We start from the raw sequence: 16,279 nt of genomic DNA on the forward strand, positions 1-16,279 counted from the left end.
GAGGGGATGTCCTCTCTTACCAGCTGGAGGAGCCGCCACCGCCGGAGAAGCCACTGCTGAAGCTGGTATTCGCAATGCCCCCGCTGCTGCTGGAGGAAGACTCGGCGGCCCGCGTATCCGCGCTGTGCCAGGAGGCCAGCAGGTAATAGGGCACCCAGTTGGAGTACACATAACCGGGGCGCCAGTCGCGGTCGGTGAGGGAGGGGCGCTCGTCGCGGTGGGCTTCGCGATCCAGGTGCTTCATATCGCGGGAGGCCAGCTCCAGCGCGTGCGCCTGGTCGCTGACGATGCGGGCCAACCGGTCCATGAAGTCCGGGGCCTGTAGGTCTCGCATCAGCTCCTCGACTTGCGCCTCGACATTCTTAAGCTGGCGGATCGCCTCCCGGTTGCGCACCTCGAACAGGGCTTCGGAGAGATCCTGCTTGATGGAGCGCAGCTCTCGCTCGCGCTTGATCTGATCGCCGTTTTCCAGCTCGAACATCAGGTTGATGTTGTCTTCGGCATTGCTCATCGACTCGAGAGTTTCGTGCGCGCTCGCGACCTGCTTGTGCTTAGCGTAGAACTCCTTGTCATCGCTCGTGAGCGTCAGGTTGAGGGCTCCCACCCGGTGATTGAGATTCAAAAACTCGTCGCGGATCGTCGTCCACTGCGAACGCAGCTCGGCATTTGCCAGCGGGGAGCTCAGCGAGTTGGCGCGGATATCCAGGGCATCCAGGCGCTGAGAAAGCTCGGAATAGTGGGTGGAAAGTTCGTAGAACTGCTGCTTCGCGGTGGCCGTCAGCTTCTTCTTCCGGCGCTGCCAGGCGGCCGCCCCCACACCCGCAGCGCCCACGCCAACCACGCCGAAGCCGATAGCGGTGTTGCGGTTCTCGCGAGCCTGCTCCTCGGCCAGTCGCGCGCCCAGCTCGGTATCCGCCGCGACCTTGGCTCCCTCGACGAGGCCGTTGGCGAAATTACCGCGGCGGAAGCTATCCTTCATCGCCTCCAGGGAGGCGTCCAGGTGGGGACCTTCGAAGATATCCAGGTCCTGGCAGACATCGTTGCCGCAGTACACGCCGTTGGTCCGGGTGCTGGTACCCACACCCAGAATCAGCGTGCCGTTTTCCCATGCGGCGCCTTTGCCGGTGCCGTCGGGGACGAGCTCCGGCATGTTTCGACCCGCCCAGTTGAGGACGTCGTCGTTGAAGTTATCGCTGCTGCCCGGAATGAGAACGTAGACGACCTTCTGGACGGAGTCAGGGAAATCAATCTTCGCGGTCTGGTCGATCATTCCCTGGCGCGCGGCATCACCCAGCACGCCGGAGTCGTCAGCGACCTGGACGTCCACCTTCGTGTAGGGCACAGCCGGTGCTGCCTGAGCCTGCACGATGCTGTGGGCCACCGGCTGTTCCGCAGCAGCGGCTTCGGCGAAAGCCCAAGGCGCTGCTCCGGCGCACGCGATACCCATGAGGGCTAGAAGCGGGGCGGTGGGGCGGCGTCGCGAGTGAGTCATGGCACCAATCATGCCACAGGGGACTCCCCGCCGCGGGGGCCTGAGAACCCACGAAAAAGAAGGCGAAATGCGAGGTTTTCCCATAGCACCCACACCAGTGGAGCCAGGGTGAAAGAGAAGATAATGGCCCCGGCAGCGTCGCTAGCGAAATGCACGCCACGGGCCATCACGGTGGCCACGATGAGTGCGATGGCAGCGCAGCCGACCGCGGCGACGATGCTGAGCCCCTTCCATCCCACCGCCGAACGGGAAAGACTCGGATCGAGACCGCGATACGTTGCGATGAGGCTGACCGCCACCATGACGGCGATAAACGTCGTGTGGCCACTGGGAAAGCTCATATCGCTGGGCAGGCTGTGCGGTGGGTGCGCCAGGAAATCCCAGTCCGGCCGCGGTCTGCCGACCAGAGCCTTCGGAATGAACACCAGTGCCCAGGTGCTGGCGATCGTCAACGCGGCGATCAAGGGCCGCAGTATCCGGCGCGATATCAGGCCGATCACCACGAGGCCGACGATCAGCACGATCGGGAGGTTGCGGCCGAGGAGGGCCGCATACAGAGCGTCAAAAAACTGGCGTGTCGTGCCCGTGAACGTGCGATTCGCCACCTGGGTCGCGGCTAGGTCGAAGGTGGAGTCATGCAGCAGCCACCCCATCACTGCGATGAGAACCATGCCCGCAGCGGCCAGCGCTGTAACCGGACCGAGCCCGGGCGGGGGACAGATCTGTCGGGGCGGTAGCTGCGGATCAGAGTGCGCGGTAGGGGCGGAGGCATTCACGGAGAATCATTCTCGCAGAGCGTGAATCGCGCGCCACCTGCCCGCTGAGTTGCAGCCAACGGGGGGTACTAAAAAAATCCTAAAAGGGCTGGCAGCGGCGGAATCTATAGAACAAGAAGGGGGTAGTACGGGGAAAAGTTTTTGGCAAATACGCAAAAGGTGAAACGAATGCTCAGCAAATTTCCTACGTTAGTTTTGTCAGCATGATGCACCGCGACGGCGGGGCTAGGCTGGCTACCTTTCCGGCAAGCCCGATTCCTGGGTGTCCGCGGGGTTGCGGACCAGGGGTGGGGCTCAGATCAACTCACGTTGGTCGCCGCTGCAAGGGGGTGCAGTGAGGTCGACGTGAGTGGGCGAGAGTGAACAGCCGCGACATGGTTCGGCTGGTTACTGGAGCTCGTGCCTATTGGGTGAGGGGCAGATGATCTGGGCGAATCCAGGATTCGGGCTCGCCGGTGAAGGGATCGGCGGGGGAGTGGTTCCCAGGGGATGCAAAACTACCGCCCAGCGGGGGGATTTTTAAGGGTGGCCTACGACACACACGCCAACGCCAAAGGATATGATTGTGTGGTCATGCGCCATACACGGTCAGGCGTGGGCCCCCTCGGGTGACGCGGTCGTTTCACCCGCTGGGGAAGTGAAAATTTTTCAGGAGAATTCCCTTGAGCACCACCAACCGCCCGGTTGTACTAATCGCAGATAAGCTCTCTCAGTCCACCGTCGATGCACTCGGCGATTCCGTCGAGGTCCGTTGGGTGGACGGCCCGAACCGGCCAGAACTCCTTGACGCCGTCGTCGATGCCGACGCCCTGCTCGTGCGCTCCGCCACCACGGTGGATAAGGAAGTGCTCGAGGCTGCCAAGAATCTGAAGATCGTCGGTCGCGCCGGCGTCGGACTTGACAACGTGGACATCGAGACCGCGACCGAGCGCGGCGTCATGGTCGCCAACGCGCCGACCTCGAACATCCACTCCGCCTGCGAGCACGCCATCAGCCTGCTGCTGTCTACTGCCCGCCAGATCCCGGCAGCCGACAAGACCCTCCGTGATGGCGAGTGGAAGCGCTCCTCCTTCAAGGGAGTGGAGATCCTCGGCAAGACCGTCGGCATCGTGGGCTTCGGCCACATCGGCCAGCTGTTCGCCCAGCGCCTCGCGGCTTTCGAGACTGAGATCATCGCCTACGACCCCTACGCCAACCCCGCCCGCGCCGCTCAGCTCGGCGTGGAGCTCGTTGAGCTCGAGGAGCTCATGGGCCGTTCGGACTTCGTGACGATCCACCTGCCGAAGACCCCGGAAACCAGCGGTATGTTCGACGCTGACCTCCTGGCGAAGTCTAAGAAGGGGCAGATCATCATCAACGCTGCCCGCGGCGGCCTCGTCGATGAGCAGGCTCTCGCCGATGCCATCAAGTCCGGCCACATCCGTGGCGCAGGCTTCGACGTCTACGCTTCCGAGCCGTGCACGGATTCCCCGCTGTTCGAACTCGACGAGGTCGTTGTAACCCCGCACCTGGGTGCATCCACCGTTGAGGCGCAGGACCGCGCAGGCACCGACGTCGCTGCCTCCGTCCTCAAGGCGCTGGCTGGCGACTTTGTCCCGGATGCCGTCAATGTCTCCGGCGGCAAGGTCTCCGAGGAGGTTGCTCTGTGGCTGAACCTGGCCACGAAGCTGGGCGCGGTTGCCTCCAAGCTGCTGGACGGTGCTCCGGCGTCCGTGGTCGTGACCGCCCGCGGTGAGCTCTCCAGCGAGTCCATCGACGCACTCGGTCTGGCTGCCCTGCGCGGCACCTTCTCCGGCGTGCTGGATGAGCAGGTTACCTTCGTTAATGCCCCGTCCATCGCTGAGCAGCGCGGCGTGGCTCTCGAGGTGAAGTCCCAGGACGAGTCCGTGACCCACCGCAGCGTGCTGGAGGTCAAGGTTGTCGCCACTGACGGCTCTTCGGCCACCGTCGCTGGTGCGCTGACCGGCCTGGAGCGCGTCGACAAGATTGTCCGCATCAACGACCGCGGCCTGGATCTCCGGGCCGAGGGCACCAACCTCTTCCTGGTCTACGCGGACCAGACTGGTGCGCTGGGCCGTATCGGCACCCTGCTGGGCAAGCAGGGCGTGAACATCGCTGCGGCGGCTCTGTCTCCGAATACCGAGGATGGCACCGCAACCCTCGTGCTGCGCATCGACCGTGTGCTGACCGAGGATGAGCTGGAGGCTGTTAACGCGGAGCTCTCCGCTGAGAACGCCTTCCAGGTTGCCTTCTAAGAATCCCCTAATGAAAACGGTGCCCTGGCTTTGAGCTGGGTAAACGAAATAAACAGCCCCTTATTGACAATGAACTAGCCCCCGAAAGTTGGACTGGTTTAATTCTAAGCGGTTAGGGGTTCAAGGGTCTGATTCCGATATTGCATCGGGGTCAGGCCCTTGAGTCGTTGTTGGATGCGTTCGTTGTTGTACCAGTCAATGTAGTCATCGATCGCGTGGTAGAACGCCTCCAGGCTGGTGAATGTTTCACCGTGGTACATCTCCGTTTTCAGGTGCCCGAAGAAGTTTTCCATGACGGCATTGTCGTAGCAGTTGCCTTTCCTGGACATTGACTGCACACCACCGATGCTTTTGATCAGGTCACGCCAGCTGGAATGCTGGTATTGGAACCCTTGATCTGTGTGCACAAGCAAGCCTTGACCTGGTGATTGTTGCTCAATGGCATTGCGCAACGACTGCGATGTCAACGCCGTGCTCGGTGAAGTAGACACGCTGTACGACACGACCGAACGATCATAGAGATCCATGATCGGCGACAAGTAGACCTTGGTGCCAGCAACCCGAAACTCCGTAACATCACTTGCCCACACCCTGTTTTGTGCCTCCGGGGTGAAACATCGGTCGAGCACGTTGGTTGCGATGTGGCTGGCAGTGCCTTTGTACGAGTTGTACTTTTTCACCCTGACCTTGGACTTAAGCCCCAGCTGGTTCATGAGCTTGTAGACCAGCTTATGGTTGACCACCCAGCCCTGGTTACGAAGGTCGAGCAGTACCCGCCGGTAGCCGTAGCGGTGTTTGTTGCGCTGGAAACTGTCCCGGATCGCCTGCTTGAGCCCGGCATGTTTATCCGGTGGGGCGAGTCGTTTCTGGTGGTAGAAAAACGTTGACCGGGCAAGACCTGCCACAACCAGCAAGTCTTCTAAACGGTGGGCCGACTTGAGGATGACGATAGCCTCGACCTTTAACCTCGTCGCTGGTTCCTCAAGTCCCGCAATTTTTTTTAGGTACGCGTTTTCCGCTTCCAGCCGCGCAACCTGGCGACGAAGCTGCTCCTCTTGTGTGAGGCGTTTCGGTGCAGCCGAACCTTTGGGCCTGCCCTTCGGCTTGGGGCGCAGCGCCTCGTCGCCGTCTTTGCGCCAGGCACGTACCCAACCGGAGACAAGCTGGTCTGAAGATAGGCCGAATTCACGGGCAAGCTCCATCTTGGACTCCCCAGCGTTGAAGCGGTCAACGATCTCCTTCTTCACCTCGAAGGAATACTGCTGCTTGATTGGTTTCTCCACAAGACATAGCTTGCCATGCAGCGTGAATCGACGTTTAAGCCTTCGCACTGGATAACGAGGAACACCAAGCCGATTTGCTGCCGCGGTGTAGCTCAGGCCCTGTTCAAACAATTCAACGAGCTGCTCACGCTGTCGCTGGTTTAGAGAACTTCGTGCTCTCAAAGAAATACTCCCCACTAGTTAGGAACTGATTTTCTCAGTCCAACTAATGGGGAGCAGTTCAACAATCAATAAGGGGCTGTTTATTGTCAATAAGGGAGTAGGGGTTCCAATTGGAACACCCGATAGATGAAGGAGGACAGCCATGGCGCTGGCGAAGCACGAAGTTCACGCAGATCACGAGCACCAGCACGGCCCGGGGTGCGGTCACGTTGCCGTTCCCCACGAGGACCACACGGACTATGTCCACGATGGTCACATCCACCGCGAGCTCGATGGCCAGTGGGTGGAGTGCGAGGCCGAGGAGCAGGTGGCTCACGAGGATCACGAGCACGAGCACGGTCCAAGCTGCGGGCACGTGGCTATTCCGCACGGCGACCACGTTGACTATGTCCACGATGGGCATCGCCACGCATTCATCGACGGCAAGTGGGTGTGCTGCTAAAGCGCATACGCAAAAGTGAGCAGGGCAGCGGTTTCACTGCCCTGCTTTTCTTTTTCCGGCGCCGAGTTCAGTTCGCTCGGTATTGAGCTGATGAGCCGTGACTTCTGTCAGGGCCTAGACCCAGTTGCGGACCTTCGCGAAGGCCTTGGGCCAGCGTTGGGAGGTGTTCTTCACCGCCCAGCGGTAGCCAAGGATCCCGATGGTGCCACTGATCAGGAGTTGTACCCCGATGCCAATGGCGGTGAGCCGGGTGGCATCCGCCCAGGATCCAGCATCGTGGAGGTCGATGATCAGCAGCGCTGCTCCGGGGATCAGCGGTATAAAGAGTCCAAGCAGGCCGACGATGGAGAGAATGAACGCGTTGCTGGACGTGCCGGAGCGGTTTTTCATCGGGCTCGTGCCCGGCGCGGCACTGGGGAAGGGGAAGCGCAGCGCGAAAGCCGGGCCAAGTCCCAGAGACTGCACCAGGGAACACGCAGCGAGCACGCTGATACCCACCCACAGCGGGCGGAAGTCCTCGATGGCCCCAAGGCTGATCACGACGACGAGAAAAATGGGGCCGATGACCGTCAGAGAAGCCAGCAGGCGGCCGGCGATAAGATCCTTCGGACGCACCCCGGAGACCATGTTCACCCAATTAGAGGGACCATCCAGGCCGAAGTCATTGCCATTGACCATCAGCACGCCCTGGGCGACGATGAAGGGCGCATACCACTGCACCCCCGTGCCTTGGAGTGCGCCGACGGCGAGGAACATCGCACCGATGAGAATAAACACTATGGCCTGATAGGAGTAGCGCACATCGCGCCGCCAGTACCGCAGCGTGCGGGAATAGACCGCGCCGCGCGGGCCAGCTGAGGCCCATCGCAGCATGACCCCACCGGTGTGCTTCGTGGCTTGATCAGAACTACTGCGGATCGGGTGGGTTAGCTCGAAGCGCAGGGCGGTGCGCCAGAGCCAGAGGCAGCCAAGAATGGTCGCGGCGGCAATGAGGCCCTGGGCGATCGCCGCGCCGGCGTTGCCCGCGATGGCAGAGGCTGCGGCACCTGCCGCTGCGCCAAACGGCGTCCAGCTAAAGACCGTGCCCAGTTCCAGCAGCTTATCCAGGTTCTGGATGCCGTTGGCGGTGAAGTTCATCCCCATGATGCCCACGAGAAAGAGGAAAGAAAAGACGTAACCCAGCCGCTCCGACCACACGCGGCTGGCCATCGCCGAGCTGAGCGAGCCTAGGGCCTCGCCCAGGAGTACGGCGACGATGCCCTGCGCGAGGCAGGCAATAACCCAGAGCGCGGAGAGCAGGCTGGACTGTGGGGGAGCGCTTGCCTGGATTCCGGCCACACCGAAGCCGGCCATGATCAGCGAGCAGGCGATGGATAGCAGGGCGCGGGACTGCAGGAGCGCCGCGCAGGTTAGGCCGGGGAAGAGCTGTCGCTCGGTGACCGGCAGTGTGGCAAACTTCTGCGGCGTCAGATGGTTCTCCGGGCTGGGCCACACGAACACAATCAGCAGGTAGATGAGCGCGCCAGTGCTCATGGTCAGCGGCAGCAGGCGCGCCTCATGCTCTTGCGTGAGCATTGCGTAGCTGAACGCGCCGAGCCCGATGGCACCGAGGAGCCCAAAGAAGGCCATGAAGACGGCGTTGAAAATCAGGACCCAGTCTTTCTTGAAGCTCCTGCGCCACATCGTCAGGTGGAGCCGGATCAGGTGCCTGGTCAGTGACTTTTTGGCACGCGCGGGGGCGGCCTGTTGGCTTGGGGCGAGGCTCACTGGGCGTCTCCTTGAGTACCGAGCCAGCTGAAGGAGCCCTGCGAAAGGCTGCGACCGCCCACGAGGGAGACGAAGACCTCGTTGAGGGGTTGACCCTGGCGGACCTCGTCGATGGTGCCGGCGCGCAGCACCCGACCGTCGGCGATGATGGCCACGTGGTCGCACAGGCCTTCGACCAACTCCATGACGTGCGAACTCATGACGACGGTGCCGCCGGCCGCGACGTAGCGGCGCAGGATGTCCCGAATGACCTGCCCGGAGACCGGGTCGACGGCCTCGAATGGCTCGTCCAGGATCAGTACTTCTGGGCCGTGTAGCATGGCCCCGGCGAGCAGGATCTTCTTAGTCATGCCCGCGGAGAAGTCCACGATGTACCTACCCTCTGCGCCGGTGAGGTCCATCGCCTCCAGGAGCTCCTCGGTGCGCTGCTCGATGACCTGCGGGTCCATTCCGCGCAGGTGGCCCAAGTAGTCGAGGTATTCCCGGGCGGTGAGCCGGTCGAAGATGGGCAGCCCATCCGCCAACAGCCCGAAGCGCTGCTTCGATGCCATGACCTGCTCGGCAGAGGCGTGATCCCACATCGGGATGCCGCAGATCCAGGCGTTGCCGCTGGTGGGCTCCAGCAGCCCGGTCGCGATGGTCAGTGCGGTGGTCTTTCCGGCACCGTTGGGTCCGACGACGCCGTACATGCTGCCCCGGGGGATGCGAAGGTTGAGGTTATCGACGGCGCGGGTGTCGCCGAAGCTTTTGCTCAGTCCGCTCATCGTCAGGGCGGTGGACTCCACCCCGTCGGCGTGGTGGTTATCAGCAGAACCGCCCGGGTAGGGGCGGATGTTATGGAGGTCGCTCATGCCCTCAAGCTAACAAAACTGCGCCGCGTCTCCGGGGCGGGGGAGCGAATTTCCGCCCCAACGATAGAGATTCTTTTAGCCCTAAGCTGTGAGGTGATACACTCTCAATGTCCAAATGGTGAGATGAAGGGGTTCATTCTATGAAACTCGCGGTTATTGATGGTGACGGTATTGGCGTTGAGGTCACCGCGGAGGCTTTGAAGGTCCTCAAGGCGGTGCGCGACGACGTCGAAACGACGGAATACGACCTCGGCGCCCGGCGCTACCTGCGTAATGGCGAGACGTTGACCGACGCTGACCTGGAAAGCCTCAAGCAGCACGACGCGATCCTGCTGGGCGCAATCGGCGACCCGCGCACCGTCCCGGCCGGCGTGCTGGAGCGCGGCCTTCTGCTGCCACTGCGCTTCAAGCTCGACCACGCGGTCAACCTGCGCCCCTCCAAGCTCTACCCGGGGGCGAGCTCCCCGCTGAAGAATGCCGGCGAGATCGACTTCGTGGTCGTCCGCGAAGGTACCGAGGGGCTCTACTGCGGCAACGGCGGCACCCTGCGCGAAGGCACCGACCACGAGGTTGCCAGCGAGGTCAGCCAGAACACCTGGTTCGGCGTCGAGCGCGTCGTCCGCGACGCCTTCCGCCGCGCCCAGGAGCGCCGCAAGAAGTTGACCTGGGTCCACAAGACCAATGTTCTCGTCAATGCCGGTGGCCTGTGGCAGCGTGCCATCGAGACGATCGGGAAGGAATTCCCGGACGTCGAGGTGGACTACAACCACATCGATGCCGCGACCATCTACATGGTCACCGACCCATCCCGCTACGACGTCATCGTCACCGATAACCTCTTCGGCGACATCCTGACCGACCTGGCGGGTGCGGTGACCGGCGGCATTGGCCTGGCCGCCTCAGGCAATATCGACCCGACCCACAACAACCCTTCCATGTTCGAGCCCGTGCACGGTTCGGCCCCGGACATTGCCGGGCAGGGGATTGCTGATCCGTGTGCCGCGATCCTCTCCGTGGCCTTGATGCTGCGCCACCTGGGTGATGAGGCCAACGCCGAAAAGATCGAGAAGGCCGTGCTGGACGAGGCCGCTGGTCGGGATGGTTCCCCGATCCGCACTACCGAGGTCGGCGACCGTATCGCCGCTGCGGTCCAGGCTTAGCCCTACGCTGGGTCCAGCTGCTCCCGCCCGGGCTTTCCGCGTGGAAAGCCCGGGCTTAGTCATGTCTTGGGGAACGTCAGCCAGGAGCACTTCGGTGGTTTGGCTCCCAAACCTAGGGCCGAATGGGTAGGTTGAGGCCATGAATGCGCCAGTCAGCGTCGAAGTCGAGGAGATCCGAAGCTTCCTCGCAGCCCACGAACCCTTCTCCCGGCTGCCCGAATCCGCTCTGAACTCGCTCACCGCGGGAACTCAGATTGGCTACGCCCGCAAAGGCGAGGTCCTGATCCGCCACGGGGAGGTCAACGACGAACTCGGCGTGATTCGCTCCGGGGCGGTGGACGTCATCGACGAGGACGGCATTCTCCTCGACCGCCGAGACGCCGGGCAGACCTTCGGCTATTCCACGCTCGTCGGCGAGCCTGAATCCCAGTATCAGATGGAGGCGGTGGAGGACAGCCTCATCATCTACATCTCACGGGAGACCTTCGCCCCGCTCGCGGAGGAATTCGCGGACTTTTTGCGCTACTTCTCCAGCCTGTCCGAGCGCATCCGGCTCGCCGCGGACCAGACCCGCAGCAACACCAGCTCTGAGGTGCTCCGCACCCCGCTGGGGGCTTTTGCCATCACCGACCCCGCCGCGACAAGCTCACAGACCACACTGCGGGACGCCGCGATCCGCATGGGCGAGTTCAACGTCAGCTCGCTTCTGGTCATCGACGACCGCGAGCTGCGCGGCATCATCACCGACCGAGACATGCGCCGCTCCGTCGCCGCGGAGATCAGCGGGGACTCGCCGGTTTCCGAAGCCATGACCGCTAATCCCATCTCCCTGGGGCCAGACGCGCTCGTATTCGAAGCCATGCTGCTCATGGCGGAGCGCGGGATCCACCACATCCCGGTCGTCGACGACGGCAGGGTCGCGGGCATCATCGCCGCGGCCGACATTATGCGCCTCATGCAATCCGACCCGCTTTACCTTTCCGGCCAGCTCGCGCGCCAGAGCACGCCAGAGGAGCTGGCCGAGACCTATCGCTCCGCCAAATCCGTGGCCATCCGCTTCTTGGAGCGTGGGGCGAGCTCCGAGGAAGCCCAGCGGCTGCTCACCGTGTCCACCGACGCACTGACCAGACGGCTGCTCACGCTCGCTGAAGAGAAACTGGGGCCAGCCCCCGTGCCTTTCGCCTTTGCCGTCCTGGGCTCCCAGGGGCGCCGCGAGATGGGGACAGCCAGCGATCAAGACAACGCACTGGTTATCTCTGACGAGTACCAGCCCGAGGAACACGGCGAGTACTTCCGACGCCTCGGTGAGTTCGTCTGCCAGGGCCTGGCCACCGCCGGGCAGTCGCTGTGTCCCGGCGACATGATGGCCTCCAACCCGCAGTGGCGGATGACGGTCAGCCAATGGCGGGCGACCTTCCACCACTGGATTACCGCCCCCGAGCCCGAGGCCCTGCTGCACGCACAGACCTTCTTCGACATGCGAGCGGTCGGGGGTGGGGAGGAGATGGTCGACGAGATCCATGCCTACGCGACTGCTGCGGCCAAGCAAGCGCCCCGGCTGCACGCGCACCTCGCCGCGCTCGCGGTGCGTCGGGAACCCCCGCTCGGGGTCTTCCGTGGCCTGATCCTGGGACGCCGTGGCGAGCACGCGCATACCCTGGACATCAAGAAAGGCGGGCTGGCGGCCGTCGTGCAGATCGCACGCCTGCACGCGATTCTGAGCGGCAGTCACGAGCTTTCAACGCGGTCCCGGCTCGCCGCCGCGGCGGGGGAGTCGCTCAGCCGGTCGGCCGCGGCCGACCTTACCGATGCCTTCGATTTCCTGTCTTCCATCAGCCTTCACCACCAGGCGAAGCAGGACGCGGCAGGGGAGGCGCCGGACTACCGGGTCGACCCGGGGGAGCTAAAGAAGATGGAACGAGAGCACCTGCGGGATGCCTTCCAGATCATCAAGAAGGCCCAATCGGGGCTCTCGGTGCGTTTCCCCGTGCGCAGCGTGTAGTGCAGCAACGAGCGAGAGGATTATTAAAGGAGCAGCGATGGCGAAGTGGTGGCAAGCTCCCTGGCTGGGGACCTCCTGGCGGACCCGCAAGGCGACGGGCGCCCTGGCGGAGTACTACGACGTTCCCCGCGCCAAGGAGGACCAGCCCATCGGAGAGGCCCAGCTGCTCGCCGTGGACGTCGAAACCACGGGCCTTGATCCGAAGAAGGATCTCATTCTCTCCATCGGTTGGGTGCCCATGACTGGCGGACGCATCTTTCCAGCCGAAGCGGACTACGCGGTGATTCATCACGAGCCCGAGGTTGTGGAGCGCGTGCCCGCCGGTATGGAATCGGCAAAGATTCATGGCATCACCCACACAGACATTGAGGCAGGGGAGCCCCTGCGCGACGTGTTGAGCAGGCTGCTGTTGGCGCTACGGGGCCGGGCGATGGTCGTACACTTTTCGCCCATCGAGACCCAGTTCTTAGGTCAAGCGTGCCGGCAACATTTCGGCTCAGGCCTTTCCGTGTCGGTCATCGACACCTTCGCCATCGAACGCCGGTATTTTGAGCGCATGGCGACCTACCCCCGGGGTGAGGACCTGCGGCTGCCTCGCGTGCGGGAACGCTACGGGCTGCCGCACTACGGTTCCCATAACGCGCTCAGCGATGCGCTGGCTTGTGGGGAGCTGCTGCTCGCGATGCTGAAATACGAAAGAAATAATCTTTCGATAACAAGTACCCTAAGCGACATCATCGAACGCACAGCCAGGTAGGGTTGGTACCTATGCGTATCGCCCGAATTGCTCACCCAGAAGGAATGACATTCGCGGTGCTTGAGGGTGGCCAGCCGGACGGCACCGGCGCCACCTGCCGCGAAATCGCTAATCACCCATTCGGCGAGCCGGAGTTCACCGGCAAGTCGTGGCCGATCGAGGAGGTTCGGCTGCTCGCGCCGATCCTTCCCAGCAAGATCGTTGCCGTGGGTCGCAACTATGCCGACCACGTCAAGGAGGTCTTCAAGCAGGGCGCGGAGCACCTCCCACCGACCATCTTCCTGAAGCCCCCGACAGCCGTCGTCGGTCCCGAAGCCCCGATCCGCATCCCGGAGTGGGCCACCCGTGTGGAGTTCGAGGGAGAGCTCGCCATCGTCATCGGGCGACCATGCAAGGACGTCAACCGCAACAACTGGAAGGACGTCGTCCTGGGCTTCACCATCGTCAACGACGTCAGCTCCCGCGACCTGCAGTTCGCCGACGGCCAGTGGTCTCGGGCCAAGGGCCTGGACAGCTTCTGCCCGCTGGGCCCGTGGATCGAGACGAACGTCGACGGCATCGACATCGACAGCCTGCCCATCAAGGCGCACCTGACCCACGACGGGAAGACCGAGACCAAGCAGGACTCGAACTCTAACCAGATGATCAAGGACATTCCGGAGATCGTCGAGTGGGTATCCTCCGCGTTCACCCTGCTCCCGGGCGATGTGATCTGCACGGGTTCCCCGGCCGGTACCGCGGAGATGGTGCCGGGTGACCGCATTGCGGTGGAAATCCCGGGCCTGGGAACGCTGGCCAACCCGGTTCAGGCGTACTAAAAAGTGCGGAGTCGGCGACCTCGGGGGAGGTCCGCCGCACCGGGGGTGGAGCCCCGGAGGCGCTGGCTAGAACGGTATGTAGTTGGTGTCCCGGGGCGCGGTTAGGCGGGGGAGTGCGTGACCATCACGCACGACCCCGCCGCGAGGGCAGGGGGGTTAGACGTCGCGCATGGCGGCCGGGACATTGAGCGCCCGCAGCGCGGTTTGCAGCTTGGCGGTGGTTTCCTCCGCCTCCTCGTGGGGGTCGGAGTCGGCAACGATCCCGCCGCCGGCCCACACGCGGGCAGAATCCCCCTCCACGCAGGCACAACGGATGGCGACCATCCACTCGCCGTCGCCGTCAGCGTCGCACCAGCCCACGGCGCCGGCATAGAACTCGCGGGGCTCCTCCACGGACTCGATGATCCCTACCGCCTCATCGGTGGGGGTGCCGCCGATCGCTGGGGTCGGGTGCAGCATCAGGGCCAGGTCGAGGGCGGAGTACGCCGCGTCAGCCAGGGTGCCAACGATCGGGGTTCCCAGGTGAATCATCTCGGTGGTCTCGTGAATCAGGGGCTCGGTAGGGATGTCGAGTTCCGAGCACAGCGGCTCCAGGATCCTGCGGTAGTGCTCCACCACCAGAGCGTGTTCGACGAGGTTCTTCTCGCTGGAGCGCAGCTCTTCGGCGGTCGCATCATCGCGTTCTGCAACGCCTGTGCGCGGCGCTGAACCCGCCAGCGGGAAAGCTCGGACCGTCCTGCCCTTCCGGGAGACCAACATCTCGGGGGAGGAGCCCGCGAACATCGCCCCCTGGTCCTCCTTGCGCCCGGTCGCGGACAGATCCACGGCGTAGCCGTCGCGGTTGGCGGAGAGATCGATGAAGCGGGCAGCGACGAGCAGCGGGTCGATGGTATCCGCGAAGTACACGTCCGCCACGCGGGCCAAAACCACCTTCTCCAGGCTGGTTCGGCGGATCGTCTGAATCGCCGCGGCGACCCGGGCCTGATGTTCTTCCTTCGTGGTCGCGACGGTGACCTCGACGGCTTCAAGAGACTCGGCAGCCTCGCGCCCGCGGAAATATGCGGGTGGCTCGAGCGGGCCGTCGAAGGTGACGACCTTCTCCGGTTCCATGAGCGCGGCACGGAATCCAGTATTGAAAGGAATCGCTCCCACCAGCAGCTCAGCGGTGCCCTCACGCAGGGCCGTGCTGGCCTCGAAAGGGTCCGGGAACGTGGCCTTACGCCCCTGAGTCCGAATGCTGTGGTGCGGTCGCGACAGCAAAAAGTCCGGAGCGGTCACCGGCCTTTTGTCTGAATCCATGCCCGCCAGTTTACCGACCGCCCCCGCGAGGCTTTCCATGGCCACCTGAAGGGCAAATTTCCGGTCCAGCTAGGTTTCCCGGGGAGCATAGAGTACATTTGCCGCATGAACTTTCTCCCTCGCCCGTCCCAGCGCGCCGGTGAGCGCGCTGAGCAGCAGATCAACCAGTCCGGAAAGCCCCGCGGAATCTTTCGTCGAGGCCTGACCGGAGCCCTCGCTGCTGCAGCAGCTCTTTCCCTCTCCTTCGTGCCTCAGGGGTCCCCCGAAGCCCAAGCGCAGTCCTCGATGGGCAGCCTCAGCTCTTCGGCAGGGGACCTGGAGGACCTCGCTGGCATCATCAACGGCATCGTCGGCGGCCTGCAAAATGGTGGCGGAGGCGGCGCGGGTACCGCGCCGAGCACTGACACCCGTCTGAGCGAGCGGAGCTTCACCGTCAACGGTAAGACCCGCAAGGCTCTCGTCAAGATGCCGAAATCCGGTCTGCGCAGCAACCTGCCGGTCGTGTTCATGTTCGGCGGCTGGCAGCACGACGCGAACAAGGCCCGCAGCTACGCCGGCCTGGAGAACACCGCAGCCGGTGACTCCGCGATCATCGTGTACCCGGAGCCGGTGCGCAGCACTTTCAAGGGTGAGACCTACCCGGCATGGGGTGGGGCTCCGTACGCCACCAACACCACCCGCAGCGCCGACGTGGCTTTCTTCCGCCAGATCGTCAGCACCCTGGCCAGCGAAGGCAAGGCGGACCGCAATCGCGTGTACGCCACTGGGCTGTCCAACGGTGGTGGCATGGCCCTCGGTCTGGGCTGCGCGGCTCCCGACCTGGTCAAGGGTGTCGTCGGCGTGTCCGGCGCGTACTACACCCCGACGGTGAGCAACTGCGTGAATGCCTCGGTGCCGACGATGATCATCCACGGCACGGGCGATGCCATCGTGAACTACAACGGCGGTTCCCGTCACGGCGCTAGCTACCTCTCAATCAACCAGGTGCACCGCCAGTTCGCTGCCCGGAATAAGTGTGATGTGTCTAAGGCTCCGAGTGCTTCCACGAAGGGCAACATCACGACCTACCGCTACCAGGGCTGCGCAGTATCGACCGTGGTGAAGAAGGTCGAAGGTGGCGGCCACACCTGGTACCCGAGCAACCCAGATGCAGCGCAGGAGTCCTGGAACTTCTTCAAGTAATCCATCTGCCATGCGCGGGACAATGACCCGTGC

The 16,279-nt window shown here is 63.4% G+C and carries 13 protein-coding genes; 7 read left to right on the plus strand and 6 right to left on the minus strand.

Features of this window, described 5'->3' with window-relative positions; translation table 11 throughout:
* Nucleotides 1–16: 16 nt before the first annotated feature.
* Both CU_RS03785 and CU_RS03790 read right to left on the minus strand, forming a co-directional pair.
* A complete protein-coding gene (locus CU_RS03785; protein WP_231837751.1) occupies nucleotides 17–1,492 on the minus strand; it encodes a DUF5129 domain-containing protein in 1,476 nt (491 codons plus the stop codon).
* Between the two features lie 8 nt (nucleotides 1,493–1,500).
* Complete coding sequence (locus tag CU_RS03790) at nucleotides 1,501–2,163, minus strand: phosphatase PAP2 family protein (protein ID WP_231837752.1); 663 nt, start codon at nucleotides 2,161–2,163, stop codon at nucleotides 1,501–1,503.
* 767 nt (nucleotides 2,164–2,930) lie between these two features.
* On the opposite strand from CU_RS03790, the gene serA reads away from it, so the two are divergent.
* The gene (gene serA, locus CU_RS03795; protein WP_012360008.1) at nucleotides 2,931–4,523 is read left to right on the plus strand and encodes a phosphoglycerate dehydrogenase; all 1,593 of its coding nucleotides are present in this window, start codon (nucleotides 2,931–2,933) and stop codon (nucleotides 4,521–4,523) included.
* 104 nt (nucleotides 4,524–4,627) lie between these two features.
* Here the strand turns inward: serA and CU_RS10315 are convergent.
* Nucleotides 4,628–5,880 (minus strand): IS3 family transposase gene (locus tag CU_RS10315; protein ID WP_414734079.1). Its coding sequence is split into 2 segments (ribosomal slippage): nucleotides 4,628–5,817 and nucleotides 5,817–5,880, totalling 1,254 coding nucleotides; the frame shifts between segments, so codons are not numbered across the junction.
* A gap of 230 nt (nucleotides 5,881–6,110) precedes the next feature.
* Between CU_RS10315 and CU_RS03805 the strand changes: the two genes are divergently transcribed.
* The gene (locus tag CU_RS03805; RefSeq protein ID WP_015381485.1) at nucleotides 6,111–6,410 is read left to right on the plus strand and encodes a hypothetical protein; all 300 of its coding nucleotides are present in this window, start codon (nucleotides 6,111–6,113) and stop codon (nucleotides 6,408–6,410) included.
* 114 nt (nucleotides 6,411–6,524) lie between these two features.
* Here the strand turns inward: CU_RS03805 and CU_RS03810 are convergent, their stop codons facing one another.
* A complete protein-coding gene (locus CU_RS03810; protein ID WP_012360011.1) occupies nucleotides 6,525–8,177 on the minus strand; it encodes a hypothetical protein in 1,653 nt (550 codons plus the stop codon).
* Complete coding sequence (locus tag CU_RS03815) at nucleotides 8,174–8,941, minus strand: ABC transporter ATP-binding protein (RefSeq protein ID WP_231837778.1); 768 nt, start codon at nucleotides 8,939–8,941, stop codon at nucleotides 8,174–8,176. Before CU_RS03815 ends, CU_RS03810 begins: the two co-directional genes overlap by 4 nt.
* A gap of 227 nt (nucleotides 8,942–9,168) precedes the next feature.
* Between CU_RS03815 and CU_RS03820 the strand changes: the two genes are divergently transcribed.
* From CU_RS03820 to CU_RS03835, 4 genes are all read left to right on the plus strand, one after another.
* Entirely contained in the window at nucleotides 9,169–10,188 is a 1,020-nt protein-coding gene (locus tag CU_RS03820; RefSeq protein ID WP_012360013.1) for a 3-isopropylmalate dehydrogenase, read from the plus strand.
* Between the two features lie 139 nt (nucleotides 10,189–10,327).
* Nucleotides 10,328–12,190, plus strand: coding sequence for a DUF294 nucleotidyltransferase-like domain-containing protein (locus tag CU_RS03825; RefSeq protein ID WP_012360014.1), 1,863 nt, complete (start codon nucleotides 10,328–10,330; stop codon nucleotides 12,188–12,190).
* A 37-nt stretch (nucleotides 12,191–12,227) separates the two neighbouring features.
* Nucleotides 12,228–12,947 carry an exonuclease domain-containing protein gene (locus CU_RS03830; RefSeq protein WP_012360015.1) on the plus strand — a complete coding sequence of 240 codons (720 nt, stop codon included), beginning with the start codon at nucleotides 12,228–12,230 and terminating at the stop codon, nucleotides 12,945–12,947.
* Between the two features lie 11 nt (nucleotides 12,948–12,958).
* Complete coding sequence (locus CU_RS03835; RefSeq protein ID WP_012360016.1) at nucleotides 12,959–13,765, plus strand: fumarylacetoacetate hydrolase family protein; 807 nt, start codon at nucleotides 12,959–12,961, stop codon at nucleotides 13,763–13,765.
* A 156-nt stretch (nucleotides 13,766–13,921) separates the two neighbouring features.
* Here CU_RS03835 and CU_RS03840 read toward each other — a convergent pair whose 3' ends face one another.
* Entirely contained in the window at nucleotides 13,922–15,064 is a 1,143-nt protein-coding gene (locus tag CU_RS03840) for an isochorismate synthase (RefSeq protein ID WP_012360017.1), read from the minus strand.
* A gap of 105 nt (nucleotides 15,065–15,169) precedes the next feature.
* On the opposite strand from CU_RS03840, the gene CU_RS03845 reads away from it, so the two are divergent.
* Nucleotides 15,170–16,246: a CE1 family esterase gene (locus CU_RS03845; RefSeq protein ID WP_012360018.1), complete on the plus strand. Its 1,077-nt coding sequence runs from the start codon at nucleotides 15,170–15,172 to the stop codon at nucleotides 16,244–16,246.
* Nucleotides 16,247–16,279: the final 33 nt, after the last annotated feature.

Source organism: Corynebacterium urealyticum DSM 7109 (genome assembly GCF_000069945.1).
GTDB lineage: Bacteria > Actinomycetota > Actinomycetes > Mycobacteriales > Mycobacteriaceae > Corynebacterium > Corynebacterium urealyticum.